Source organism: Gardnerella sp. Marseille-Q9691 (genome assembly GCF_046507715.1).
GTDB classification, from domain to species: Bacteria; Actinomycetota; Actinomycetes; order Actinomycetales; family Bifidobacteriaceae; genus Bifidobacterium; species Bifidobacterium greenwoodii.
The window spans coordinates 33244-56010 of sequence record NZ_JBKFXI010000004.1 but is presented as its reverse complement, the minus strand read 5'-3'; the positions used below and the strand labels follow the sequence as shown (position 1 = coordinate 56010).

At 44.6% G+C, this 22767-nt stretch carries 14 protein-coding genes, 1 other RNA gene and 1 riboswitch; of the genes, 13 read left to right on the top strand and 2 right to left on the bottom strand.

Annotated features, from left to right (window positions below):
- Positions 1-133: 133 nt before the first annotated feature.
- The 9 genes from ACLD6A_RS06200 (at position 134) to ACLD6A_RS06160 (ending at position 13984) form a co-directional block, all read left to right on the top strand.
- Complete coding sequence (locus ACLD6A_RS06200) at positions 134-5848, top strand: hypothetical protein (protein WP_410313860.1); 5715 nt, start codon at positions 134-136, stop codon at positions 5846-5848.
- A 353-nt stretch (positions 5849-6201) separates the two neighbouring features.
- Positions 6202-6305, top strand: a riboswitch (TPP riboswitch).
- On the top strand, positions 6298-7368 hold the full coding sequence (gene thiO / locus ACLD6A_RS06195; protein WP_004129299.1) for a glycine oxidase ThiO: 1071 nt from the start codon (positions 6298-6300) through the stop codon (positions 7366-7368). It overlaps the preceding riboswitch by 8 nt.
- Positions 7369-7468: 100 nt before the next feature.
- Complete coding sequence (gene thiS / locus ACLD6A_RS06190) at positions 7469-7675, top strand: sulfur carrier protein ThiS (RefSeq protein ID WP_116794455.1); 207 nt, start codon at positions 7469-7471, stop codon at positions 7673-7675.
- Positions 7676-7713: 38 nt separating this feature from the next.
- Positions 7714-8538, top strand: a complete 825-nt coding sequence (locus ACLD6A_RS06185; protein WP_165844151.1) for a thiazole synthase — start codon at positions 7714-7716, stop codon at positions 8536-8538.
- Between the two features lie 36 nt (positions 8539-8574).
- Positions 8575-9306 carry a HesA/MoeB/ThiF family protein gene (locus ACLD6A_RS06180; protein ID WP_410313859.1) on the top strand — a complete coding sequence of 244 codons (732 nt, stop codon included), beginning with the start codon at positions 8575-8577 and terminating at the stop codon, positions 9304-9306.
- Positions 9307-9554: 248 nt separating this feature from the next.
- Complete coding sequence (dnaK, locus tag ACLD6A_RS06175) at positions 9555-11450, top strand: molecular chaperone DnaK (RefSeq protein WP_410313858.1); 1896 nt, start codon at positions 9555-9557, stop codon at positions 11448-11450.
- Positions 11450-12145, top strand: coding sequence for a nucleotide exchange factor GrpE (gene grpE / locus ACLD6A_RS06170; RefSeq protein ID WP_410313857.1), 696 nt, complete (start codon positions 11450-11452; stop codon positions 12143-12145). Before dnaK ends, grpE begins: the two co-directional genes overlap by 1 nt.
- A gap of 125 nt (positions 12146-12270) precedes the next feature.
- On the top strand, positions 12271-13332 hold the full coding sequence (locus ACLD6A_RS06165) for a DnaJ C-terminal domain-containing protein (protein WP_410313856.1): 1062 nt from the start codon (positions 12271-12273) through the stop codon (positions 13330-13332).
- A 55-nt stretch (positions 13333-13387) separates the two neighbouring features.
- Complete coding sequence (locus ACLD6A_RS06160) at positions 13388-13984, top strand: heat shock protein transcriptional repressor HspR (RefSeq protein ID WP_410313855.1); 597 nt, start codon at positions 13388-13390, stop codon at positions 13982-13984.
- Here the strand turns inward: ACLD6A_RS06160 and ACLD6A_RS06155 are convergent.
- Both ACLD6A_RS06155 and ACLD6A_RS06150 read right to left on the bottom strand, forming a co-directional pair.
- Complete coding sequence (locus tag ACLD6A_RS06155; protein ID WP_410313854.1) at positions 13938-14711, bottom strand: HAD family hydrolase; 774 nt, start codon at positions 14709-14711, stop codon at positions 13938-13940. The genes ACLD6A_RS06160 and ACLD6A_RS06155 overlap by 47 nt on opposite strands.
- A 28-nt stretch (positions 14712-14739) precedes the next feature.
- A complete protein-coding gene (locus ACLD6A_RS06150; protein WP_410313853.1) occupies positions 14740-17091 on the bottom strand; it encodes a transglycosylase domain-containing protein in 2352 nt (783 codons plus the stop codon).
- A gap of 173 nt (positions 17092-17264) precedes the next feature.
- On the opposite strand from ACLD6A_RS06150, the gene ACLD6A_RS06145 reads away from it, so the two are divergent.
- The 4 genes from ACLD6A_RS06145 (at position 17265) to topA (ending at position 22756) form a co-directional block, all read left to right on the top strand.
- A complete protein-coding gene (locus ACLD6A_RS06145; RefSeq protein WP_410313852.1) occupies positions 17265-18407 on the top strand; it encodes an inositol-3-phosphate synthase in 1143 nt (380 codons plus the stop codon).
- A gap of 88 nt (positions 18408-18495) precedes the next feature.
- Positions 18496-18592, top strand: an RNA gene (ffs, locus tag ACLD6A_RS06140) — signal recognition particle sRNA small type.
- Positions 18593-18653: 61 nt separating this feature from the next.
- Complete coding sequence (locus ACLD6A_RS06135) at positions 18654-19820, top strand: phosphoesterase (protein ID WP_102695230.1); 1167 nt, start codon at positions 18654-18656, stop codon at positions 19818-19820.
- A gap of 131 nt (positions 19821-19951) precedes the next feature.
- A complete protein-coding gene (gene topA / locus ACLD6A_RS06130; protein WP_410313851.1) occupies positions 19952-22756 on the top strand; it encodes a type I DNA topoisomerase in 2805 nt (934 codons plus the stop codon).
- Positions 22757-22767: the final 11 nt, after the last annotated feature.

Below are 22767 nucleotides of genomic sequence, written 5' to 3'. Positions count from 1 at the left end.
ACGCAATAAAATACGCTAAAAGATTGCTTTATGCAGAAATATACATTTACGCATATTTGGATGCATTTTTAAATGCGTACGTGGCATAATTTACAGCCTAGAGAGCATAAGTGCATTTTGAAGAGGAGGAATTATGGGTTCAAAGTCTGTAAAGCGCGAGCGCAAGGTGACGCTTGATGCTTCTGTTAGTAGCGCTATTGCGAAGGCTGTGGATGCGCGTAAGGTTGCGGCGTTTACTATAGGCGCTGCCGGCGTGCTTGCAGGTGCTGCGTTGGCATTTAGCGTGACTCCTGCGAATACTGCAATGGCTGCGGAGGTGAAAGACGCACATGTTGTTCAGAGTGATGCTCAAAAAGGCGAGCAACAGAAGAATGAGCAACCAGTTAGCGATAAGCAGGATAGTGATAAGAAATCTAGCGATAAGCAGGCTAGCGATACGAAGGATAGTGATAAGCAGCCTAACGATAAGCAGACTCAGAAGAAAAATGTGACTGAAACTCCTGAAAACCAAATGGGGGGGGGTCTGCCTTCTAAGAAGGACGTTGAGCAAACTAAGGTAGAGAAGCCTGAAGTAGAAAAGGCTCAAGCAAAGCAAACTGAAGTAAAGAAAACTGAAGATAATCAGCCTGAAGAAAAGCAAGATAAAGTAAAGAAAACTGAAGATAGTCATCCTAATGCAAATAAAGCTGAGGCAGAGCAGCCTAAGCTAAAATCCGTAGCTTCGCCGTTTATGGTGTTGGCTTCTAATGCTGACGATGGGGATGGTGGAGATTACCCAATGCCGCCAATGTACCCAAATACTGATCTTAATTTTGATAAGCCAGTAATCAAAGATCCTGAGCATTTGACTGATTCTGAAAAACTTGAGATTAGGAAGCGTGTAGCTAAAGCGAATAATGTCTCCGTTGATAAAGTGACTTTTGGTGACAACAAGCAAATTGTTATTAATTTTGGGCAAATAATTCCAGGGCAGGGTGACTATACAGACACAATTAACTTGGATGATGCAATCATAAAAGAGATTGATAAATCTAAGATTACCATCCCTTCTGGCGATAATGCTGTGCCTGTGTATAATCCAATCGGTTTTTCTAACGACGAGCTTGATCGCATTAAGCAAAAGTTATTTGACGATAATAAAAGCAATACGAATCTTGGACTTACAAGCAAAGATCAAATCAAATTTGATTGGTATTCAGGTAATACTGCTCACTGGATTGATGATGGTCCTCATAGGGCAATTTCAAATGGTATGGCAGAAAATACCATCACTGTTACGATAAAAACAGATAAAGCGTATGTGCAGTTTAAGTCGGATATTAAACACGACAAGCTTACACGCGCAGTTGATATTCGTAAGGACTATAACCTTGAGTGGACTAAGCAGCAAATGGATGGCCGTGACACCGATGAAGGTTTTAGCTGGAGTAGTGACAAGAATACGCTTATTTACCGCTACGATGCCACTAAAGCGCAAAAATTCAGTACGGAAGATGTTATTAAATATTTGAAGGCAACACCAAAAGACGCTAACTCTGGTTTGCACACGATAATTGGCGGAGAGACGCTTGCTAGCGAAGGCAGAAATGGTAAAGGGCAAAGATCTAATATGCACTATTTGCTCGATGCTCAGGACAACCCAACAACTTCGCTTACGATGGGCAATATGGGCGGCCCATATTGGAATGGTAATCCTGCAATTGATAATTCGGATCATAATTTAGATGACCATAATTCAGATGTGCAGGATTATCATTTTGGCAATGATGCCCATATGCAGCTTGCTGCTAAGAGTGGCAAGGTATATCCAGCTCATTTGTATTTGGCTCCGTACGATTATTCGTATTTTAAGCTTGCAGTCTCAGTTAACTCTATTAACTTACTGTTTGTGCCGCAGCCTTCGCATGATAAAACTAAATTGAAGGCGTCGATTGATGAGTATACAACTGAGCAGGTTGGGGACAAAAAAGTGCCAACTAAGTCAAAGTATTACAATGCGTCGGATACTTTGAGGAATAATTACGATACTGCGCTTAGTGAGGCCAATAATCTTTATAAAGACGTTAAAGATACTGCTAAAGAGAATCTTACAGAGCAGCAGAAAGCCGATATTGATAACGCGGCTATTAAGCTAAATAAAGCGTATAAAGCTCTTAATGGTGATCCTACAGATAAGAAAGATCTTAATAAAGATATTACGGATCAGGGGACTGCTTCAACCGCACAGGGAGCGGCAGCTACTGGAACGCATGCAACTGATAGGTATAAGAACGTAGCTAATCCACAATTTAAGAAAGCGGATGGTTCGCCTGATACAGAGAAGAATAATAAAGCTACTCAGGCAAAAACTGCGTACGATGAAGCTCTTGCAGAAGCTCAAAAAGTAAACGCAAACCAGTATGCTACGCAAAAAGAAGTAAACGCTGCCAAAGAGAAGCTTGATAAAGCGCGCAGAGCATTGGATGAGTTTGAAACCAACAAAGATAAGTTGAGCGAAGTAATTCAAAGCTCCAAGGTTAATACTGGTGGTAATCAGGGTATTACTAATGCTGATCCTGCGTATCAGAACGCCAGTGATACTGAGCGTCAAGCTTACGATAAAGCTGTAAAGAAAGCGCAAGAGCTTTTTGCTGACCCGAATGCTTCTCAAGCTGATGTTGATCTTGCTTTAGAAAATCTTAAGAATGCGAAGAAAGCAATTGATGCTAAGGCAACGAATAAGTCGGTTCTTGATGCACAGGTTTTGCAAAGTCATGACCATGATGGTGATGGCGAAAATCAGAAGAGCGTTTTCTATAAGAACGGTACGTATGACAACTACTTCAATGACAATAATTTCCCTAGCGACGTGAACAAGGAAGAAGCTAAGCAGTACGCATCTAAGTACGATGAGGCTCTACAAAAAGCAAAGGAAGTTATTAATAATCCTAAGGCAACGCAAGCGCAGGTAGATGATGCGCTCAACAATCTTAAAACAGCCGAAGAGAATTTGCATAAGCTTAAAACAAATAGCTATGACTTAATTCAGACCCTTGCAAATAATTTCAGCGGTAATAAGCTTCCTGCATACTTTAATGCGTATGAGGAAAGCCAAAACGGAGCTGATGCTGCTAAAAAGACGCAGGCTGGTAAGGACTTTGTTGCGTATAACGATGCGTACGCGGAAGCTAAAAATATTAAGCAAAAGATTGATGCTGCTAAAGCTGGAACTTCTACGTATTCTCAGCAAGAAATAGATGCTGCAAAAGCTAAGCTCGACAAAGCGCGCGATGCTATTGTAACCTATGCAACTAAGCCGTCTGCTTTGCAAACTTCTGCAGATCAAGATGGTGTGACTCAAAACACAACTGCTTACAAGAATGCAAAAGCGTTGGCTGATAAGGCAAACGATACATCGCTTACAGGGGAAGAAAAAGCTAAAGCAGATGCAGCTAAGAAGATTGTTGATGAGTATACTAACGCGCTTGCTGCTGCAAAGAAAGTCTTAGCAAATCAAGTTGATAAAGACAAGAATGCTAGTGGAGAAGTAATCGATAATTCTGTGGACGGCACAGGTGATCCAAGCTCTGCAACATTTCTTAACGGCGTGCAAAAGCATCCTGAAAACAAGGCTTTGCAGGCAGATGTTGATGCAGCTCTTAAGCGCTTAGATGCCGCGCGCGCTGCACTTTCTGCTTACGCTACCAAGAAGGATGATTTGCGTAAGTCGGTGGATGCTGATGCAGACACCAAGCAACTGCCTCAATATAAGAACACGGATAGCCCTGTGTTTAAGAACAATAGCGGCGATGCAGATGGAACAAGGAACGGCAAGGCTTCTGCTGCAAAAACAGCGTACGACCAGGCTCTTGCCGATGCTCAGAACGTGCTTGCAAAGCAAGACGCAACTCAAGTGGAAGTAGATGCTGCGCTTAAGAAACTTGATGATGCGCGTAAGGCTTTGGATGCATACAACACTGATTTTGCTAAGTTGCAGGAAAGTGTTGGCAAGAACGGTGAACTTAATGCAGATGGTAGCGCAAAAACTGAAGGAACGCTCACATCTGACGCGTATAGAAATGCTTCTAATCCGCAATTTATGAAGGATGATGGTTCTGGAAATCTTGTTCCTGATGCAGAAAGGAATGATAAAGCCTCCGCAGCAAAGAACGCGTACGATTCTGCGCTTGCTAAAGCCAATGAATTGCTTGCAAAGAGTAAGGATGATAAGACTCCTGCGGAAGAAAAGCCAACGCAAGCGCAGGTAAATGCTGCTCTTGATGCGCTTGAAGCCGCTCGAACAGGGCTTGATAAGTACAGTACAAATTCTGCAGAACTTAAGTCTGAAACTGAAAAGTCTCAGGCAGCTGGCGCAACTGGTGAACCTGCTGCTGATAAGTTTGAGCACAATCTTCAGATTAACAATGCAAAATATCTTCTTGAAAAGCTTAAAGACAATCAAGATTCTATTGCTTACAAGGACGCAAAAGATAAGCTTGATGCTTACGATGCTGCATTAAAGAAAGCGCGCGAACTTGTAAAGAATTCTGAAGATCAAACGCTTAGTAAGCATCCAACTCAGCAAGAAGTTGACGATGCTCTTGCGGCTTTGAAGAAAGCAAAGTCCGACATTGAAAACGATGCTCAGTTCAACACTGATAAGTCTTCATTGCAGAATGAGGTTGACGGTAAAGATAAAGATGGCAAAGTAATTACTCCGAAGTTCGAAGATACTCCAGAGTTCAATAATGCTGCTGGTTCTAGTGCTGCTAATGCGTATGTAAAGGCTTTAGCAGACGCGAAGAAGGTTCTAGCCGATAAAAACTCCACGCAAAAGCAGGTTGATGAAGCTTTGAAGGCTTTGCAAGATGCTAAGAAAGCTATCAGCCAGTTTAGTACAGATAAATCTAAGCTTCGAAACGAAGTAGAAGGTAAGGATTCTGACGGCAACATAATAACTCCAAAGTTCAATGAATCTGCGGAGTATAAGAATGCTGAAGCTAAGGCTAACGCAACTCCTGCAGACGAGGATGCGAAGAAAGATCTTGAAAATTACACGAATGCTTTAAATGAAGCTAATTCCGTGCTAAATGACTCCTCTGCTAGCCAGTCAGCTGTTGACGCGGCTTTGAAGAGGCTTCAAGAGGCTAAGAAGAAGATTGCCGATTCTAACAAGACTGATAAGTCTAAGCTTCAGTCCGAGGCTGACGGCGACGCTGACTTCCGTAAGTCGCCGTACTTCATAATTGGTAGTAGGAGTGATATTTCCGAGTATGAGAAAGCTTTGGCTGAGGCTAAGAGCGTGCTTAACGATCCTAACGCAACGCAGGCTGAGGTTGATGAGGCTCTGAAGAGGCTTGCTGCAGCTAAGAATAAGATTAATAATCCATTCGGTCGTGGCGGAAATGGAAGTGGCTCTGAATCCGGCGCTGATTTTGGTTCTGATTCCGGAAATAGCTTTGGATATAGCTACGGCAATGGTTATGGTCACGTTTATGACTCTGACGGTTTAGGCGATTCTTCCAATGGGTCTGCAGATAAGTCTGCTTTGCGCGCAGAAGTTGCAGAAGCTGAAAATATTAATGCTGGTAACGCAAACTCTGCTGATGCAAATGCTTACTTTGATGCTCTTTCAAATGCTCGTCGCGTGCTTAACGATCCTAATGCTACGCAGGCTCAGGTTGATGCGGCTTTGAGGAAGCTTCAGGCGGCTAAGGCTGCGTTGCTTAATAGTTTGAGTGGCGCATCTGGTCATAAGATTGCTAAGACTGGTGCTGCAACTGGCTTGTTTGCAGGATTTGCTGTAATCTTCGCTGGTCTTGGTGCTGCAGGCGTGGCTTCTCGCCGTCGCAAGCACTCTAAAGAGTAACTTATAGCGCGCTCCAAACGTGAGGTAATTTCCCCGCGTTTGGAGCACTGTACTAAACTAATCGCTCCAAACGTGAGGTATGTTTCCCGCGTTTGGAGCGAAACTTATCCTCAAACCCTCCAAACGTGAGATAAGTTACGCGCGTAGTACGCAATCTGCGTCAGTAGCAAAATTGCTTAATTTTACCGCTTGACATGCCGTCTCAATTAACAGATTTTTTGTAAAAGTGCTAAAATGCTACACGGTAGTGTGACGAAAATCACATAATTTCGTTACGTCTATCTGTAGCGTTTGTAATATCGCTAAAGTTGGCAATATTGCAGTGCTTTACAATCGCAGTTTTGAAGGTCAAAGCTACGAAACGCGGGAGCTTGTTCTATACAGGCTGAGAGGGCGAAAGCCGACCGTAAACCTGATGCGGGTAATGCCGCCGTAGGGAAGGAGTATATATGCGAAATATTCGTATTATTGGTGCAGGTATTATTGGTTTAGCAACAGCGTGGAGACTTACGGAAGCTGGCGTAAAAGTTAGCATAATTGATCCGGATCCAGTCTCTGGCGCTTCTCACCATGCTGCCGGCATGTTAGCTCCTACCGCAGAAATGCAATATCAGCAAGAAGCGTTGTATCCACTTATGTTTGAGTCTGCAACCATGTATAAGGAATTGGTTGATTCGGTTGCAAAGTACACTGATAAGCCAACCGGCTACTTAGAGTGCGGCTCTTACGTAATCGGCGGCGACGCTGCAGATAACGAGCACGTGAATGAGTTGCTAAACTTGCAGCACCGTTACGGCCGTAGAGCTGAGCATATTTCTGTGAGTAAGCTTCGTGAAATTGAGCCTGCTCTTTCGCCAACTATTGCTGGCGCTGTAAGCGTGCCGGACGATCATCAAATCAACCCTCGTCTTTTCACTGCAGCAATGATTGATGCACTCGAAAAGCGCGGTGTTGTTATTGAGCGTCGCGCAAGCACTCCAGACGATTTGGGTCCAGACACAGTTTTGGCATCCGGCTTGGGTGCTAAGGATATGCTTCCTCAGCTTAAGCTTCGCGCTGTGTGGGGCGATATGATTCGTATGACTATTCCAGAGCCTTTGCGTCCAATTTTGAGCTCCGTGGTTCGTGGATTTGTGCATGACCGTCCAGTTTATTTGGTTCCTCGCGCTAAGGAAACAGGCGAGCTTGTGCTCGGCGCTACTTCTCGCGAAGACGACCGCGATATTCCAAAGGTCGGCGGCGTGCTCGACTTGCTTCGCGATGCCGCAAGCGTGCTTCCTGGCATTCAGGAATGCTCGATTACTGAGGTTACCGCTGGCGGCCGCCCTGGAACTCCGGACGATTTGCCATTCATTGGTATTGATCCTAAGACGCATACTACGATTTCCACCGGTTACTTCCGTCACGGCATTTTGCTCACCGCTTTGGGCTCTTCTTTGACTACAAAGCTTGTGCTTGAGCAAGAGTTGACTGAGAAGGAAAAGGGATTCTTGGAAAGCTGCGATCCTGCTCGATTCTAGTAACGCAAGTTTCTAGTAGCTCAAGTTTCTAGTTACAAACGATTCTAGTAACGCAAGTTTTAGTTGCGCACTTTTAACAGACGTTAATAAAGGTTGAATTATGCAAATCGTCGTCAATGGTGAAACTATTGAAGTTCAAGATGGGTTAACTGTTGCTGAGCTTATTGCTCAACGTTACGGTTCAGACGCTGGTCCTGGCATAGCTGTTGCAATTGGCGACGATGTGCTTAAGCGCAATCAGTGGGCATCGACTGTGATTTGTGAAGGGAATCAAATTGAGATTCTCAGCGCAGTTCAAGGCGGCTGACGCTTACAAAATATTAAATTTTCAATAAAAGGCTTAAAATGACAGAAAATAATTCTGAAAATAATGCAGAAGAAAGTGCCGATACTTGGCAACTTTGTGGCAAGACCCTACACTCAAGGCTTTTGCTTGGAACTGGCGGCATGACGAGCATTGACATTATGGAAAAGTCGCTTGTTGCTTCGGGTGCGGAAGTGGCTACGGTTGCTTTGCGCCGTCACGCAAAAACAGGCGTGGATATTTACGGAATGCTTCAGCGTCATAATATTAACGTTTTGCCAAATACTGCAGGATGCAAAACTGCACATGACGCTGTGCTTACTGCAAAAATGGCTCGCGAATCTTTAGGAACCGATTGGATTAAGCTTGAAGTTATTGCAGATGACGATACTTTGCTTCCGGATACTCGCGAAGTTTTGCTTGCTGCAGAAAAGCTCGTTGAAGAAGGCTTTAGCGTGCTTTGCTACACGAATGATGATCCGATTGTGGCTCGTCGTTTAGTTTCGCTTGGTGTGAAGGCTGTTATGCCTGGTGGTGCTCCAATTGGCACTGGTCTTGGTATTTTGAATCCTCGAAATATTGAGCTGATTGTGCGCGAATGCAAGGAAGCTGGCGTTCCTGTGATTTTGGATGCCGGCGTTGGCACTGCTTCCGACGTTGTTAAAGCTTTTGAAATCGGCTGCTCCGGCGTGCTTCTTGCAAGCGCAGTAACTCGCTGCCCAGACCCAGTGAAAATGGGTCGCGCAATGGCTGCAGCTGTAACTGCCGGCAAGCTTGCTCACGATGCTGGACGTATTCCAATGCGAAATCATGCTCTTGCTTCCTCGCCTGTTGAGGGTCGCGCTTGGGCTGATTCCGTGCTGTAAATTTCGTACTATGAATTTCGGCATAATTATTTAAGCATGACGATTAATAAAATTTACGACAACCTGCAGGAGCTTGAGGCGGAGCGCACTTGCCGCCACTTGCTCCTGCCGGGCTTTACTCTTGAGCATCAACAATTACTTCGAAATGCAAAAATCTGCATGGTTGGTGCTGGTGGACTTGGTTCTCCATGCCTGCTTTCGCTTGCTGCAGCAGGAGTTGGAGAAATCACAATTTGTGACGACGACGTTGTTGAGCTTTCTAATTTGCAAAGGCAGACTTTGTACACTGTTGATCAGTGTGGCCAATCTAAAGCGCAACTTGCAGCTAAACGTCTGCAAGCACTATCTCCCGGATTAAAAATCAACCTCATACCTAGGTTTAATGAAGATAACGCGAAGCGTCTTGTAGAAAATCATGACTTAATAATTGATGGTTGTGATAATTTCGCTACGCGCTTTTTGATTGCGGATGCCGCGTGGAGCGCAGGAACGCCGGAAGTTTATGGCTCGGTTCTTTATTATGAAGGTCAAGTAAGCGTTTTTATGCCTGGAGAGGGGCCGTGCTTGCGGGACTTGTACCCTTGCCCTCCGCCTAAAGAAACTGTGCCAAAATCGGCGGTATTGGGCGCGACTGCGGCTATTGTAGGCGCAATGATGGCAACTGAAGCAATCAAACTCATAACAGGTATTGGCACGCCGCTTATTGGCGTTTTAGCGCGCTACAACGCATTAGATAATTCTTTGCGTCGTTTTAAGTTTGGCATGTGAATTTTTTCTTATATTTTGCACATCTTACAAAACTTGAGTCTAGTTGTATAAAGTTTTTTGTAATTTTTGGGAATAAAAGTTGACTTTTATAAGTTGAGTGTAGTAGGCTCAAGTTTTGGAAAGTAAAAAAGCTGATGATTTACCTAGTTTCCAAAAAGGAACCTAAATAAAGCTCAGCTTACGTAACTACAAAACTTAAAAGAAAACGTAATTGCACAAAATGTGCAATACCTAGTTAAGGAGAAATTATGGGACGTGCAGTAGGTATTGATTTGGGTACAACTAATTCTTGCATCGCTACTCTTGAAGGCGGTAGCCCAACCGTTATTGTGAACGCTGAAGGCGCTCGCACTACACCATCTGTTGTGGCATTTAGCAAGTCAGGCGAAATTCTGGTTGGTGAAGTTGCTAAGCGTCAGGCTGTAACAAACGTTGATCGCACTATTAGCTCTGTAAAGCGCCACATGGGCACTGATTGGACTGTTGAAATTGATGGCAAGAAGTGGACTCCACAAGAGATTTCTGCTCAGGTTTTAATGAAGCTTAAGCGCGATGCAGAAGCCTACCTTGGTGAGCCTGTAACCGATGCTGTTATTACCTGCCCAGCATACTTCAACGATGCTCAGCGTCAGGCAACTAAGGACGCAGGTAAGATTGCAGGCTTGAACGTGCTTCGTATTATTAACGAACCAACTGCTGCAGCTTTGGCTTACGGTCTTGAAAAAGGCAAGGAAGACGAGCGCATTTTGGTATTCGACTTGGGCGGTGGTACTTTCGATGTGTCCTTGCTTGAAATTGGTAAGGATGACGACGGCTTCTCCACAATTCAGGTGCAAGCAACTAACGGCGATAACCACTTGGGTGGCGACGATTGGGATCAGAAGATTATCGACTGGCTCGTTGGCGAAGTTAAGAACAAGTACGGCGTTGATTTGAGCAAGGATAAGATTGCTTTGCAGCGCTTGAAGGAAGCTGCTGAGCAAGCAAAGAAGGAGCTTAGCTCTTCTACTTCCACCTCAATTTCTATGCAGTACTTGGCAATGACTCCTGACGGCACTCCAGTGCATTTGGATGAAACTTTGACTCGTGCTCACTTTGAGGAAATGACTTCCGACTTGCTTGGCCGCTGCCGTACTCCATTTAACAACGTGCTTTCTGACGCTGGAATTTCCGTAAGCCAGATTGATCACGTGGTTCTTGTTGGTGGTTCTACTCGTATGCCAGCTGTGAAGGATTTGGTAAAGGAACTTACCGGTGGTAAGGAAGCTAACCAGTCTGTGAACCCGGATGAGGTTGTTGCCGTTGGCGCAGCTGTGCAGTCGGGCGTTATTAATGGAGACCGCAAAGACGTTCTGCTTATTGACGTAACTCCACTTTCCTTGGGTATTGAAACCAAGGGCGGAATTATGACTAAGCTTATTGACCGCAATACTGCAATTCCTACGAAGCGCTCGGAAGTATTCTCCACTGCTGAAGACAATCAGCCATCCGTGTTGATTCAGGTTTACCAGGGTGAACGTGAGTTTGCTCGCGATAACAAGCCTCTCGGTACTTTTGAGTTGACTGGTATTGCTCCAGCTCCTCGTGGCGTTCCTCAGATTGAAGTCACTTTCGATATTGACGCTAACGGCATTGTGCACGTTTCCGCTAAGGATAAGGGCACTGGCAAGGAGCAGTCCATGACTATTACCGGTGGTTCTGGCCTTCCAAAGGACGAAATCGATCGCATGGTGAAGGAAGCTGAAGCTCACGAAGCTGAAGATAAGAAGCGTAAGGAAGAAGCTGAAGTTCGCAACCAGGCAGAAGCTTTTGCCTACCAAACTGAAAAGCTTGTGAACGACAATAAAGACAAGCTTTCCGACGAAATCTCCAAGGAAGTTACCGAAAAGGTGAACGCTTTGAAGGAAGCTTTGAAGGGTGATGACGTTGAGAAGATTAAGTCTGCTCAGAGTGAGTTGATGACTTCTGCTCAGAAGATTGGTCAGCAGCTTTACGCTCAGCAGGGCGCTGCTGGTGCTCAAGCTGGTCCTGCTGCTGGTGCTCAGGCTGGTGCAAATGCTGGTGCTGAATCTGCCTCTAAGGATGATGACGTGGTTGACGCCGAAGTGGTGGACGACGACAAGGACGATAAGGACAACAAGTAATGTCCGAGTTCAACACCAACGAATATTTGCAAGGAATGGAAGATTCTGACTCGCTGGATGTAAAACCTGCAGAAGATTCTGTGAAGACTTCTGCACAATCTTCAGAGCAAGCTGAAAACGTGAATCGTGCAGAAACGGAAGCTGACGAGCATTCTGATGCTAACGTTTCTGCGGATTCCGCAGATTCTGCAAATGTCGCAAATTCTTCTGAATCTTCTGAATCGAAAGATAGTAAAGATGCAGACGACAGCAGTTTAACGCCTTTAGGTAAAGCCAAAAAAGAGGCTGCTGAATACTTAGAAGCGTTGCAACGCGAGCGAGCAGAGTTTATTAACTTCCGCAATCGTTCTGCGAAAGAGCAGGATCGTTTCAGACAGCATGGAATTATCGACGTGCTAACAGCATTGCTTCCAGCTTTGGATGATATTGACCGTATTCGCGAGCACAGCGAAATGGATGATTCATTTAAGGCTGTTGCAACCAAGATCGATAAGGCTTTTGAGAAGTTTGGCGTAGAAAAGTTCGGCGAAAAAGGCGAAGACTTTGACCCGACCAAGCACGATGCTGTTTTACATCGTCCTGATCCAGACGCTACAAAAGAAACTGTGGACGCTGTGGTTGAGGCGGGGTATCGCATAGGAGATCGCGTTATTCGCGCAGCTCGTGTGGTCGTTTCTTCACCAAGTAATTCCTAACGAAACTCTTAGTTGTAACTTTATTGCGTAACTTGCTCGTGCTAGCTCATAAGAGTTGGCACGAGCAGGCTATATTTGGTCAAAAAGCGAAATAGCCAATGTGCTTGTAAAGAAAGGAGGCACAAATGGCTGAAAATGAGTGGTTAGCTAAAGATTTTTATAAAGTTTTAGGTGTCTCCAAAGACGCTGACGAAGCAACGATTGCTAAAGCGTATCGTAAGTTAGCGCGTAAGTATCATCCGGATTTGAACAAAACAAAAGAAGCTGAAGAAAAGTTTAAGGACGTTTCTGAAGCTTATGATGTTCTAAAAGATAGCCAAACGCGTCAACGCTACGATGCTATTCGTCAATTTGGTGCAGGAGGTGCTCGTTTTGCCGGTGGTGCCGGGGGAGCAGGCGGATTTGATGCGTCAAGCTTCTCGGATATTTTCTCCATGTTTAATGGAGGAGCCGGTATGGGCAACATGGGCGGAATGGGCGGAAACGGCTCGCGCATTCGTTTCGCAAGTAGTGGCGCTGGTCCAAATATGGGTGATATTTTCTCCATGTTTGCCGGTGGACGTCAAAATTCTGGTGCGTCTGGATTCCAAAGCGCGAACAGTTTTGGAGACGAGCAATACGAAAGTGCGCAAAACCAAAATGTGCCTACAAAAGGTGACGATATAACAACAGATATTAAACTCACTTTTAAGCAGGCATTTAAGGGTGCTACTGTTTCGCTGCGTGCAGCCGGATCGACTTTTAAAACGCATATTCCAGCCGGAGTAAAAAACGGTCAAAAAATTCGTTTAAAGAGTAAAGGAAAGCCAGGAAGATTTGGCGGTTCTGCAGGAGATTTGTACCTACAAGTTCATGTAGAAGAATCTAATAAATTCACTTTGCGCGCAAACGATTTGGTCGCAACTCTTCCGGTAACTTTAAGTGAAGCTGTGCATGGTGCAAAAGTTACGCTTAATGACGTAGATGGTAATCCTGTTACGTTTAAAGTTCCAGCTTGCTCATCTAGCGGAGATGAGGTTCGTGTGAAAGGCGCTGGAGTTCCGGGAGCAAATGGCGATTTCGTTGGTCTTGTGCAAATTCGCCTGCCACAACGAGCAAATATGTTGCTTAAGCGTGTAGCAAAAGAATTTGATAAGACTGCCGGCGAATCTTACGCGGAAGAAATTAATAATTTGAGACAAAAATAGTGTAAAAATAAATTAAGAAAAGTAAAAGTAAAAGTAAAGTAAAGGAAGGCGTGCTATGACACCTATAACGCGTGAAACTAAAGCACTGTATGAAATGTGCGCAGTTGCTTTAGTGCGTGGTAGTGCAACGCTTGACGGCGCGGACGAAGTAGGTTTTACAATCGATTTGCCAATATTTACCGTCAGCCATGTAGCGCGCCTTACCAATACTCATCCGCAAACCCTTCGCCAATACGATCGTTTGCGTTTAATCATGCCTCAGCGCACAGAAGGTGGCGCTCGCAGATACTCTTTGAGAGATATAAGCAGAATTGTACAAACGCAGCATTTAAGTCAAAATGAAGGTATCAATTTAGCTGGAATTATGCAAATTCTGGATCTGCAAGAAGAAAATCGACAGCTTAAAAGGCAAGTTCGTCATTTAACAGAAGCTGCAGAGTCTTCAGAGCGCAATATTTTTGCTGCAAACGCAGATGGCGACATTGTGGAAATGCAGCGTTCGCGTAATGCTCGGCGCTGGAGACGAGATATTCGCACTGAGCGCCGAGCTTTGCCGTCGTCTTATTCGTCATCAGAGTACGAAAACGCAAGTGATAATAACGCAATTAAAGACGAGAAATCTGTTGTTCTTTGGCGCGCTTGGCGCGTTTAATAACAATATTTTCAAGAGTTTTTGCGCTCACGCCTTCATATCCATTAAGCTCAGCGTGGTGCTTGCTTTCGGAAATATTTGCGCGCGAAAAACCAGTTTGCGCAACTACAGTAGCTCCAGAATTAACTGCAGCAGTAAGACCAGATAAAGAATCTTCTATGATTACGCAGTGAGCCATTTGTTCAGCGATTTCTTCCTCGCTTCCACAAATACCAACCATTTTTCCAGCAGCCAAATATGGCTCAGCGCTTGGCTTAGGCTTAAAACCATCGTCGCCACAAACGTATCCAGCAAAAGCGCCTTCTGGAGCATGCTTAACAATATTTTCTACTAGGCAACGCGGCGAATTGCTGACTAAAATAGAAGGAATACCAGCATTTGTGAGGCTTTTAAGAAGGTCTAGAACTCCTGGAATCCACGGAACGCGTTCAGCTTCGCGAGCTGCAACGTAATCTACCATTCCTTTGCCGATTTCTTCTACGGTAAGTTTAGTTCCGGAAGGAATCATTTTATTTGCAACTGTTTCCAAAGATCCGCCAGAACATTTCCAAGCTAAATCTTCATCCCAATATCCGCCGTATTTTTCTACTAAATAAAATTCAGACTCGTGCCAATACGGTTCCGAATCAATAAGCGTGCCATCCATATCCCAAAATACCGCACGCAAAATATTCTTGCTCGATTGTGTGTTTGTAATTTTTTCTGATTTTTCAGTTTTTTGTTCCACTATTTATGATTCCTTATACTTTCTGTAATTACTGCCCGCTGTGTGGCGTAGAAGCGTCGGATTGGCTTTCGCCAGTGTTTCCAGATTCCGAATTTCCGTAGCTTCCACTGTAACTATTTCCGTAGTTTCCGCTATTTGTATAGCTATCCCACGGATTATCTGAACGATTAATATGGTCAGGGTCTAAATCGTCTTTATCTTTATCCTTATCTTTATCTTTGTCCTTATTTTTATCTTCTTCATCTTCATCATGAGTGTAAGCATGTCGATCGCCTAAGCCCCACGTGCCGTCCGGCCCACCAATCTTACCAGTATCTTTTACTTCAGGGAATTTAGCAACAGGAGTTCCTGCTACAGCTTGACGCATGTACCTAGTAAACAAGTGAACAGGGTAGTCGCTTCCGCCAAGATACCCGTGGAATGGCTTAATTACTTGCGGGCTGCCATTTGCGTCTGGATTCCAAATTGCAAAAGCCGTAACAATATTAGGCGTAAATCCTACGAAGCTTCCAGCGGTTTCGTCGTTTGCTGTTCCAGATTTACCAGCTACAGGCCTTCCGATTGATCTAGCCTCGGTTGCAGTACCGTGTTGAACTACTCCAACCATTGCTTTTGTGGCTAATGCAGCATCTGTTGGCGAGAAAACTTGCTTTCCAACAGTTGGCGCACGATAAAACTCTTTGCCATCAGGATTCTTTACGCTAGCAACAATATGCAAATCTGGGCGTCTGCCTTGATTAGCAAAAGTTGCGTAAGCGCGCGCTATTTCGCTTACATGTACAGAATCATTACCGAGCACAGTAAACGGATTTTTACCATTAACTCTCTTAGGATTTAGTCCTGCAGTAACAGCTGTATGCGCAACTTTTTTAGCGCCAAGTTTACTCTGCAAATCCATATAGACCGTATTGACGGAATCTGCAGTTGCTTTATACAAGTTAATCATGCCATAGCTTGCGTTTGCAAAGTTTCCAACAGGTTTTTCAATACCGTCAAACTTGCGCGGCGAATTTCCGTTGAACATTGTGTCAAGACTCGTGCCTGCTTGAATTGCGCCAATTAAAGCAAAAGGCTTCATTGTAGATCCAGGCTCATAAAGTGCTTGAGTTGCGTTATTTAACTGTTTTGTTAAATAGTCGTCGCCTGCATAAACCGAAATAATCGAGCCGTCTTTTGCGTTTACGGAAATTCCGCCAATTTGCAATCCTTGCGGCACAATCCCACGTCCGCCTTGAGAAGGGCTTGCAACATTAAACATTAAATCTTGTTTAGACTTATCAATCGTAGTAATAATACGGTATCCGCCGCTATCGAGATCTTCCTGGCTAAAAGCGCCATTACTAGTCAACTCGTCGCGAACCATGTGCAGTAAGTAGCCTTGCGGACCTGCATACATATTTTGCGTAGTTTGTGTAATTGTTTTTGGAATCTTAGCTTTTGCTGCCTGAGAAGCCGTAATATAACCGTCTTTTTTCATAATTTTCATCACTCGCTTAAAGCGAATGCTGGCTTCTTTAGGGCCGATTGCAGGATCCCAACTACTTGGAGCAGGAATTATGCCCGCCAAAAGAGCTGCCTGAGATAATGTCAGATCTTTAGCTTCTACGCCGAAATAAGCTTTTGCTGCCGCTTGAATACCATAAGCGCCGCGTCCAAGATAAATAGTGTTCATGTAATTGCATAAAACAGTATCTTTATCTTGTGTTTGAGCGATTTTCAAAGCCAAAATAGCTTCGTGAAGTTTACCGAGATAAGTTTTAGTTTCGCCAAGATAGTAGCGTTCAGCGTACTGCTGTGTAATGGTAGAGCCGCCCCAGCGACCACGTTTAGTAACGTTATGAATAAGAGCGCGGCCAATTCCCTTAAAATCAATTCCGCCATCTTGGTAGAAGGAGCGGTTTTCTGAAGCAACTATTGCCTGTCCAACGTATTTAGGAAGAACTGAACAATTAATAATCTCACGGTTTTGTTCAGCAAAAGACCCCAACTCTGTTTTTCCATCTGCATAATAAACCTTGGTTTTATCTGCCATAGCAACTTTGTCAGGAGCAGGTATGTCAGTAGTTGCGTACATATAAGCAAAAATTGCTGCGCCAATTAAAATAGGTACAAAAATTAGTATTAGTGCCCAAAAAATAATAGGGTGTCTTCCGCGCCAAGTCTTTCTGCGCTGTTGACGAGTGTATGCGCGTGAGCGTTCTCGTCTTGATCCTCGGTTGCTATTGCCGGAACCTGAAGAATGATATGAGCCGTATGAGCCTTGTCCACTAGGTGGAAGAGAGGCTGGCATATTCGTATTTTTTTGTGATTGTGACGATACGCTTCTTGGCTCGTTTTTGCGCGAATTCGACGCTCGTCTTCCAGCTTTATTTACAACCATACATTCCACCGTAGCGCCCGGTATTGAATTTTTCACAGAAATTACATGTTTCGGCGTAGAAACGACTGAAAATCTCCCATATTGCACATAATGCTTATGGAAATAGTATTATGAAATGTGTATGAGTGCGGCATAACGTAATGCCGCTGATTTTTTGCAGGCAAGGAGTCTATATGAGCATCCGCGTTGCCATTGCCGGAGTAGGTAATTGCGCTTCGTCGCTGGTTCAGGGCGTTGAATATTACAAAAACGCTGATGACGGTGAGAAAATTCCAGGGTTGATGCACGCTGTTTTTGGACAGTATCGTGTGCGCGATATTGAGTTTGTTGCAGCGTTCGATGTTGATTCTTTAAAAGTTGGGCATGATTTAAGCGAAGCAATTGGAGCTTCGCAGAACAATACTATTCGTTTTGCTGACGTGCCAAATTTGGGTGTGGAAGTTATGCGCGGCCCTACTTACGACGGCTTAGGTGATTATTATCGTGAGATGATTGATGAGTCCGAGGCTGAGCCTGTTGACGTAGCTCAAGTTTTGAAAGATAAGCATGTTGATGTGCTTGTTTCTTATTTGCCAGTCGGCTCTGAAGAGGCGGATAAAGCTTATGCAACATTTGCAATGGAAGCTGGTTGCGCTTTCGTAAATTGCTTGCCGGTATTTATTGCATCCGATCCTGAGTGGGCGCAAAAGTTCCGCGATGCCGGAGTTCCTATTATTGGTGACGATATTAAAAGCCAGGTGGGTGCAACTATTACTCACCGCGTTATGGCTCGACTTTTTGAAGATCGCGGCGTTCGTTTAGACCGCACCTACCAGCTAAATGTTGGCGGAAACATGGACTTTATGAACATGCTTCAGCGCTCAAGGCTGGAGTCTAAAAAGATTTCTAAGACTCGCGCAGTAACTTCAATCGTTCCTCACGAAATGGATGAGCATAATGTTCATATTGGCCCATCCGACTACGTTGCTTGGTTGGATGACCGCAAGTTTGCTTTCGTGCGTCTGGAAGGAACTACTTTTGGTGATGTTCCTTTGAACTTGGAGTACAAGCTTGAAGTTTGGGATTCTCCAAACTCTGCCGGAATTGTTATCGATGCTGTTCGAGCTGCAAAAATCGCTTTGGACCGTAAGCTTTCTGGCCCGATTTTGGCTCCAAGCTCCTACTTTATGAAGTCTCCTGCAGTTCAGCATGAAGATAACGAGGCTCGTCAATTAGTTGAGCGCTATATTGCTGGCGAAGTTGAAGCGGATGAGCTGCAGCTTAATGCCGATGTTGAAGAAGCAAAAGAGCGCGGTAAAAGCGTTTGGAGAGCCTAATTTATTGCTAATAGTAGCTATTAGTTGACTTTTATTTTCTATTACTCGTTATTACTACTCGACATGTAGCGAAAATCGTGTAATATAGTTAGAGCCTCCGCGTGGCACTACGTCACCCAATCCCCCCAGGGCAGAAATGCAGCAAGGGTAAGTGGCCTCTGGTGGGTGCGTGGAGGTTTTATTTTATTCAAATTTTATTATGCGCAAAACTCGCGCTGTCATAGAGACTGTCGTAAAGTCTAAAGTATGAGCGAAGAATTTACAGGAACAAATGACGGCTTAAACGCCAATAGTTTGAAAGATATTGAAGAGCTTCCAGACTTGCCAGAAGTTAAGGCTTTTTCTGCAGTGCCTAGTAGCGATGAATCTGAAGTCGAGCTATTAGATTCAAAGAAGATTGCAGAAACTGGTGCGGAAACTGGCGTAGAAACGAACTCAAAATCAAAATCAAGTAAAAATTCTTCCTTACAAGAAGACGATGTTGACGAGTCTGATCCTCTACTTAAGCGCCCGCGCGTTTCCACAATATTATGGTGTGTTGCGCTCGCAGTCATATTTTTAGTTTCTGCAGTTGGCGTTTGGTTTGTGAGCGTGCAAACAATACTTGGTCAAAGCTACGAGGAAATGGTAATTGATGGTTTTGGTTCTAGAGGAATGCCAGCATGGTTATCTGCTTGCTTAAAACCGCTTTGCAATTCACTTGTTGTTATTATTCTTGGTGTTGTTATTGCGGCAGTTGCTTTAGTTTTAGCTTGTGTTCGAAAACGCTGGTGGCTGCTTGGGCAGTGCGCAGGAATTATTATTTTGGCCGCTGCTGCTGAACCTTTAAAAAAGATTCTTCCTCGACCAATGCTTATTAATATTGAATATTTGTCGGCAAACTCAGCACCTTCTGGTCATACTTTACTTATTTGTGCGGCTTGTGCTTTGCTTATTTGCACTGTTTCTAGAGTTTGGCGCGCATGGGTTGCTGTTGCGAGCGCTGTAATAACTATTTTGGTGCAACTTTCACTGGTTGCAGGGCATTGGCATAGGTCTTCAGACGTGCTTATTTCATTGCTAATAGTTGCTGCAGTAACTCTTATTGTGCTTGCTTTAACGCGTTGCAGCGGAATGGACATGCCTGCGTATAGAAGATCCTCAATTAGCGTGCAAATTGTAGGAAGTTCTATGATTACTTTGGGTGTTCTTGCTTGCCTTTACTCACTATATTTAATATGGCAAATTTTGCCAGGAGTAGATATTTTTGCACAGTGGGCGGCTGTTGTATCTTATACTGCAACATATTGGCTGATTATTGGTGCATCTTTGCTTGTTTATGGCGTGATTATGGTAATGCGCCATTCTACAGCTTCCCCGCTTGGCAGGCTTGGATTAGTTGGTGCGCCTCCAACACCACCGTCTGCTGCATGAAAATGTCTACTCTATCTGCTTTTATCCACCGAGGTGGAATTTAATAGACGTACAGCTTAACTTGAGATACAGTTAGTGCGAAGCATACAGTTAATGCGTGTATGTTTGATTGTGTTAGGAAAGGAGCGAATATGGCAGCTGAACATAAGCTAGTCATTGTGGAGTCTCCCACGAAAGCGCGCAAAATTGGCGGGTATTTGGGTAACGGATACACTGTTATGGCGTCAGTGGGGCATATTCGCGACCTCGCTCAACCAAGCCAAGTTCCAGCCTCACGCAAAGCTGCGTTTGGTAAGTTTGGCGTAGATGTTGATCATGGTTTTGCCCCATACTATGTTGTTGGAGCAGATAAAAAGAAAACAGTTGCCGATTTAAAGTCTGCGCTCGCCAAAGCCGACGAGCTGTATTTGGCAACTGATGAGGATCGCGAAGGTGAGGCTATTGCTTGGCATTTGGTTGAAGCTTTGAAACCAAAAGTGCCAGTAAAGCGTATGGTTTTTCACGAGATTACTAAGGATGCTATTCAAGCTTCGTTAAGTAATACTCGAAATGTTGACGGCAATATGGTTGATGCGCAAGAAACGCGTCGTGTGCTGGATCGTTTGTATGGTTACGAGCTTTCTCCTGTGCTTTGGAGGAAAGTTGGTCCAGGTCTTTCTGCTGGCCGTGTGCAGTCTGTTGCAACAAGGCTTATTGTTGAGCGCGAGCGCGAGCGCATGGCTTTTAGGAAAGCTTCATACTGGGATATTAGTGCTGTTTTGAGCTCTAAAGACTCTGATGGTAAAAGCGTTGATTTCGAAGCGCGCATGAGCGAGCTTTCTGGTCGTCGTTTGGCTGGTTCTAAAGATTTCAATTCAAAAGGCGAGCTTGTTGCTGCAAAAGGTGAGTCTCAGAAAGCTTTGCACGTTGACGCTGATTTTGCGTCCAAGCTTTCTAAAGCTCTTGAAAATTCAGATTTTGTAGTTGACTCTATGGAAACGAAGCCGTACCGCCGTCGTCCTTTGCCGCCTTTTACTACATCAACTTTGCAGCAAACTGCTGGAAACCGCCTGTCGATGAGCTCTCGTCAAACTATGCGAGCTGCGCAATCCTTATACGAAAACGGCTATATTACTTACATGCGTACGGATTCCGTAACGCTTTCTAAAGAGGCTATTGAGGCTGCGCGAAATGCTGCTAGGGTAGCGTTCGGCGCTGAGTATGTTTCTAAATCTCCTAAACAGTACGCAACTACGTCTGCAGGAGCGCAGGAAGCTCACGAATGTATTCGCCCTGCTGGAGCGCGTTTCTTAAGCCCAGACGAGCTGGCGGATAAATTGCCTGCAGATCAGCTTAAATTGTATACGCTTATTTGGCAGCGAACTCTTGCGTCTCAAATGGAAGATGCTACTGGTTTTACAGCAACAGTTAAGTTAAACGCTTCTGCTGGCGAATATGGTGAAGCTTTGTTCCAAGCTTCTGGAACAGTAATTACTTTTGCTGGTTTTATGAAAGTTTTTGCTAACGCATCTGCAGCTGAAAGTGATGGCGCAGGCGAAAAAGCGCTTCCTCAAATGCAATCTGGTGATGTTCTTGAAGCTAAAAGTGTTAGTGCGGATTCTCACGAAACTCAGCCTCCTGCAAGATACACCGAAGCTTCTTTGGTAAAAACGCTGGAAGCTAAGGAAATTGGTCGCCCTTCTACTTATGCAACGATTATTTCCACGATTATTGATCGCGGATACGTGTATGAGCGTGGACGTGCTTTAATTCCTTCATGGCTTGCGTTTGCTGTAATCAAGCTTTTGGAAGCTAACTTCCCAAAGTATGTTGATTACGCGTTTACTGCGGATATGGAAAATGGTTTGGACAGGATTGCGCACGGCGAAGAAACCGGTCGCGACTGGCTAACTAGATTCTATTTTGGTTCTGGAGATGATTCTGCGAAGTCTGCTGACGAAGCGCATATTGGTTTGCAGCAGCAGGTTGCGGAACTTGGCGAAATTGACGCGCGTGAAATCAACACTATAAATATTGGTGACGGCTTGCATGTTCGCGTTGGCCGTTACGGACCTTATTTGGAAGATACTACGCATTTGGACGCTGAGGGTAATCCTCGACACGCATCTCTTCCAGAAACTTTAGCTCCGGATGAGCTTAGCGTGGATGTTGCGCGAGAATTGTTAGATAACAATGCTGAAGGTCCGCGAGTGTTGGGCAAAGATCCTGAAACTGGTGGCACTGTTGAAGTGCGAAATGGTCGTTTTGGCCCATACGTTGCTTTAGTTGACTCTCAGGATGATGAAGATGCTAAGTCTTCTAAGTCGCGTCCAAAAATGGCATCCTTGTTTAAGACTATGGATCCTTTAACCTTAACTTTGCAAGATGCTTTGCAGCTTTTGCACTTGCCGCGTTTGGTTGGCGAGTATGAAGAAGTTGATGCTGAAGGTGTGGTTAAACTTGCTCGAATTGAGGCAAGCAACGGACGTTACGGCCCATACTTAACTAAGACTTATTCTGAAGTTGATTCTAAGCCAGAAACGCGCTCTTTAGCTAGTGAAGACGCTATTTTTACTACGACTTTAGAAGAAGCGAAGGCTTTGTTTGCGCAACCAAAGTACGGTAAGCGTACTCGCGGTGCTGCTAAGCCTCCTCTTCGCGAGCTCGGTGCGGATCCTGAGACTGGAAAGCCTGTTGTAATTAAAGATGGCTTCTATGGGGCTTATATTACTGATGGCGAAACGAATCGCACTTTGCCGAAGCAGTACACGCCTGAATCAATTGATCCTCAGGATGCGTTTGCGCTATTGGCTCAAAAGCGCGCTGCAGGGCCTGTAAAACGCAAGAAGAGCGCTGCAAAATCTTCCGCAAAGAAGACTACTGCGAAAAAATCTACAGCAAAGAAAACTTCCACAAAGAAGACTACTGCAAAGAAATCTACCGCTAAAAAAGCATAGGAATGAAATCT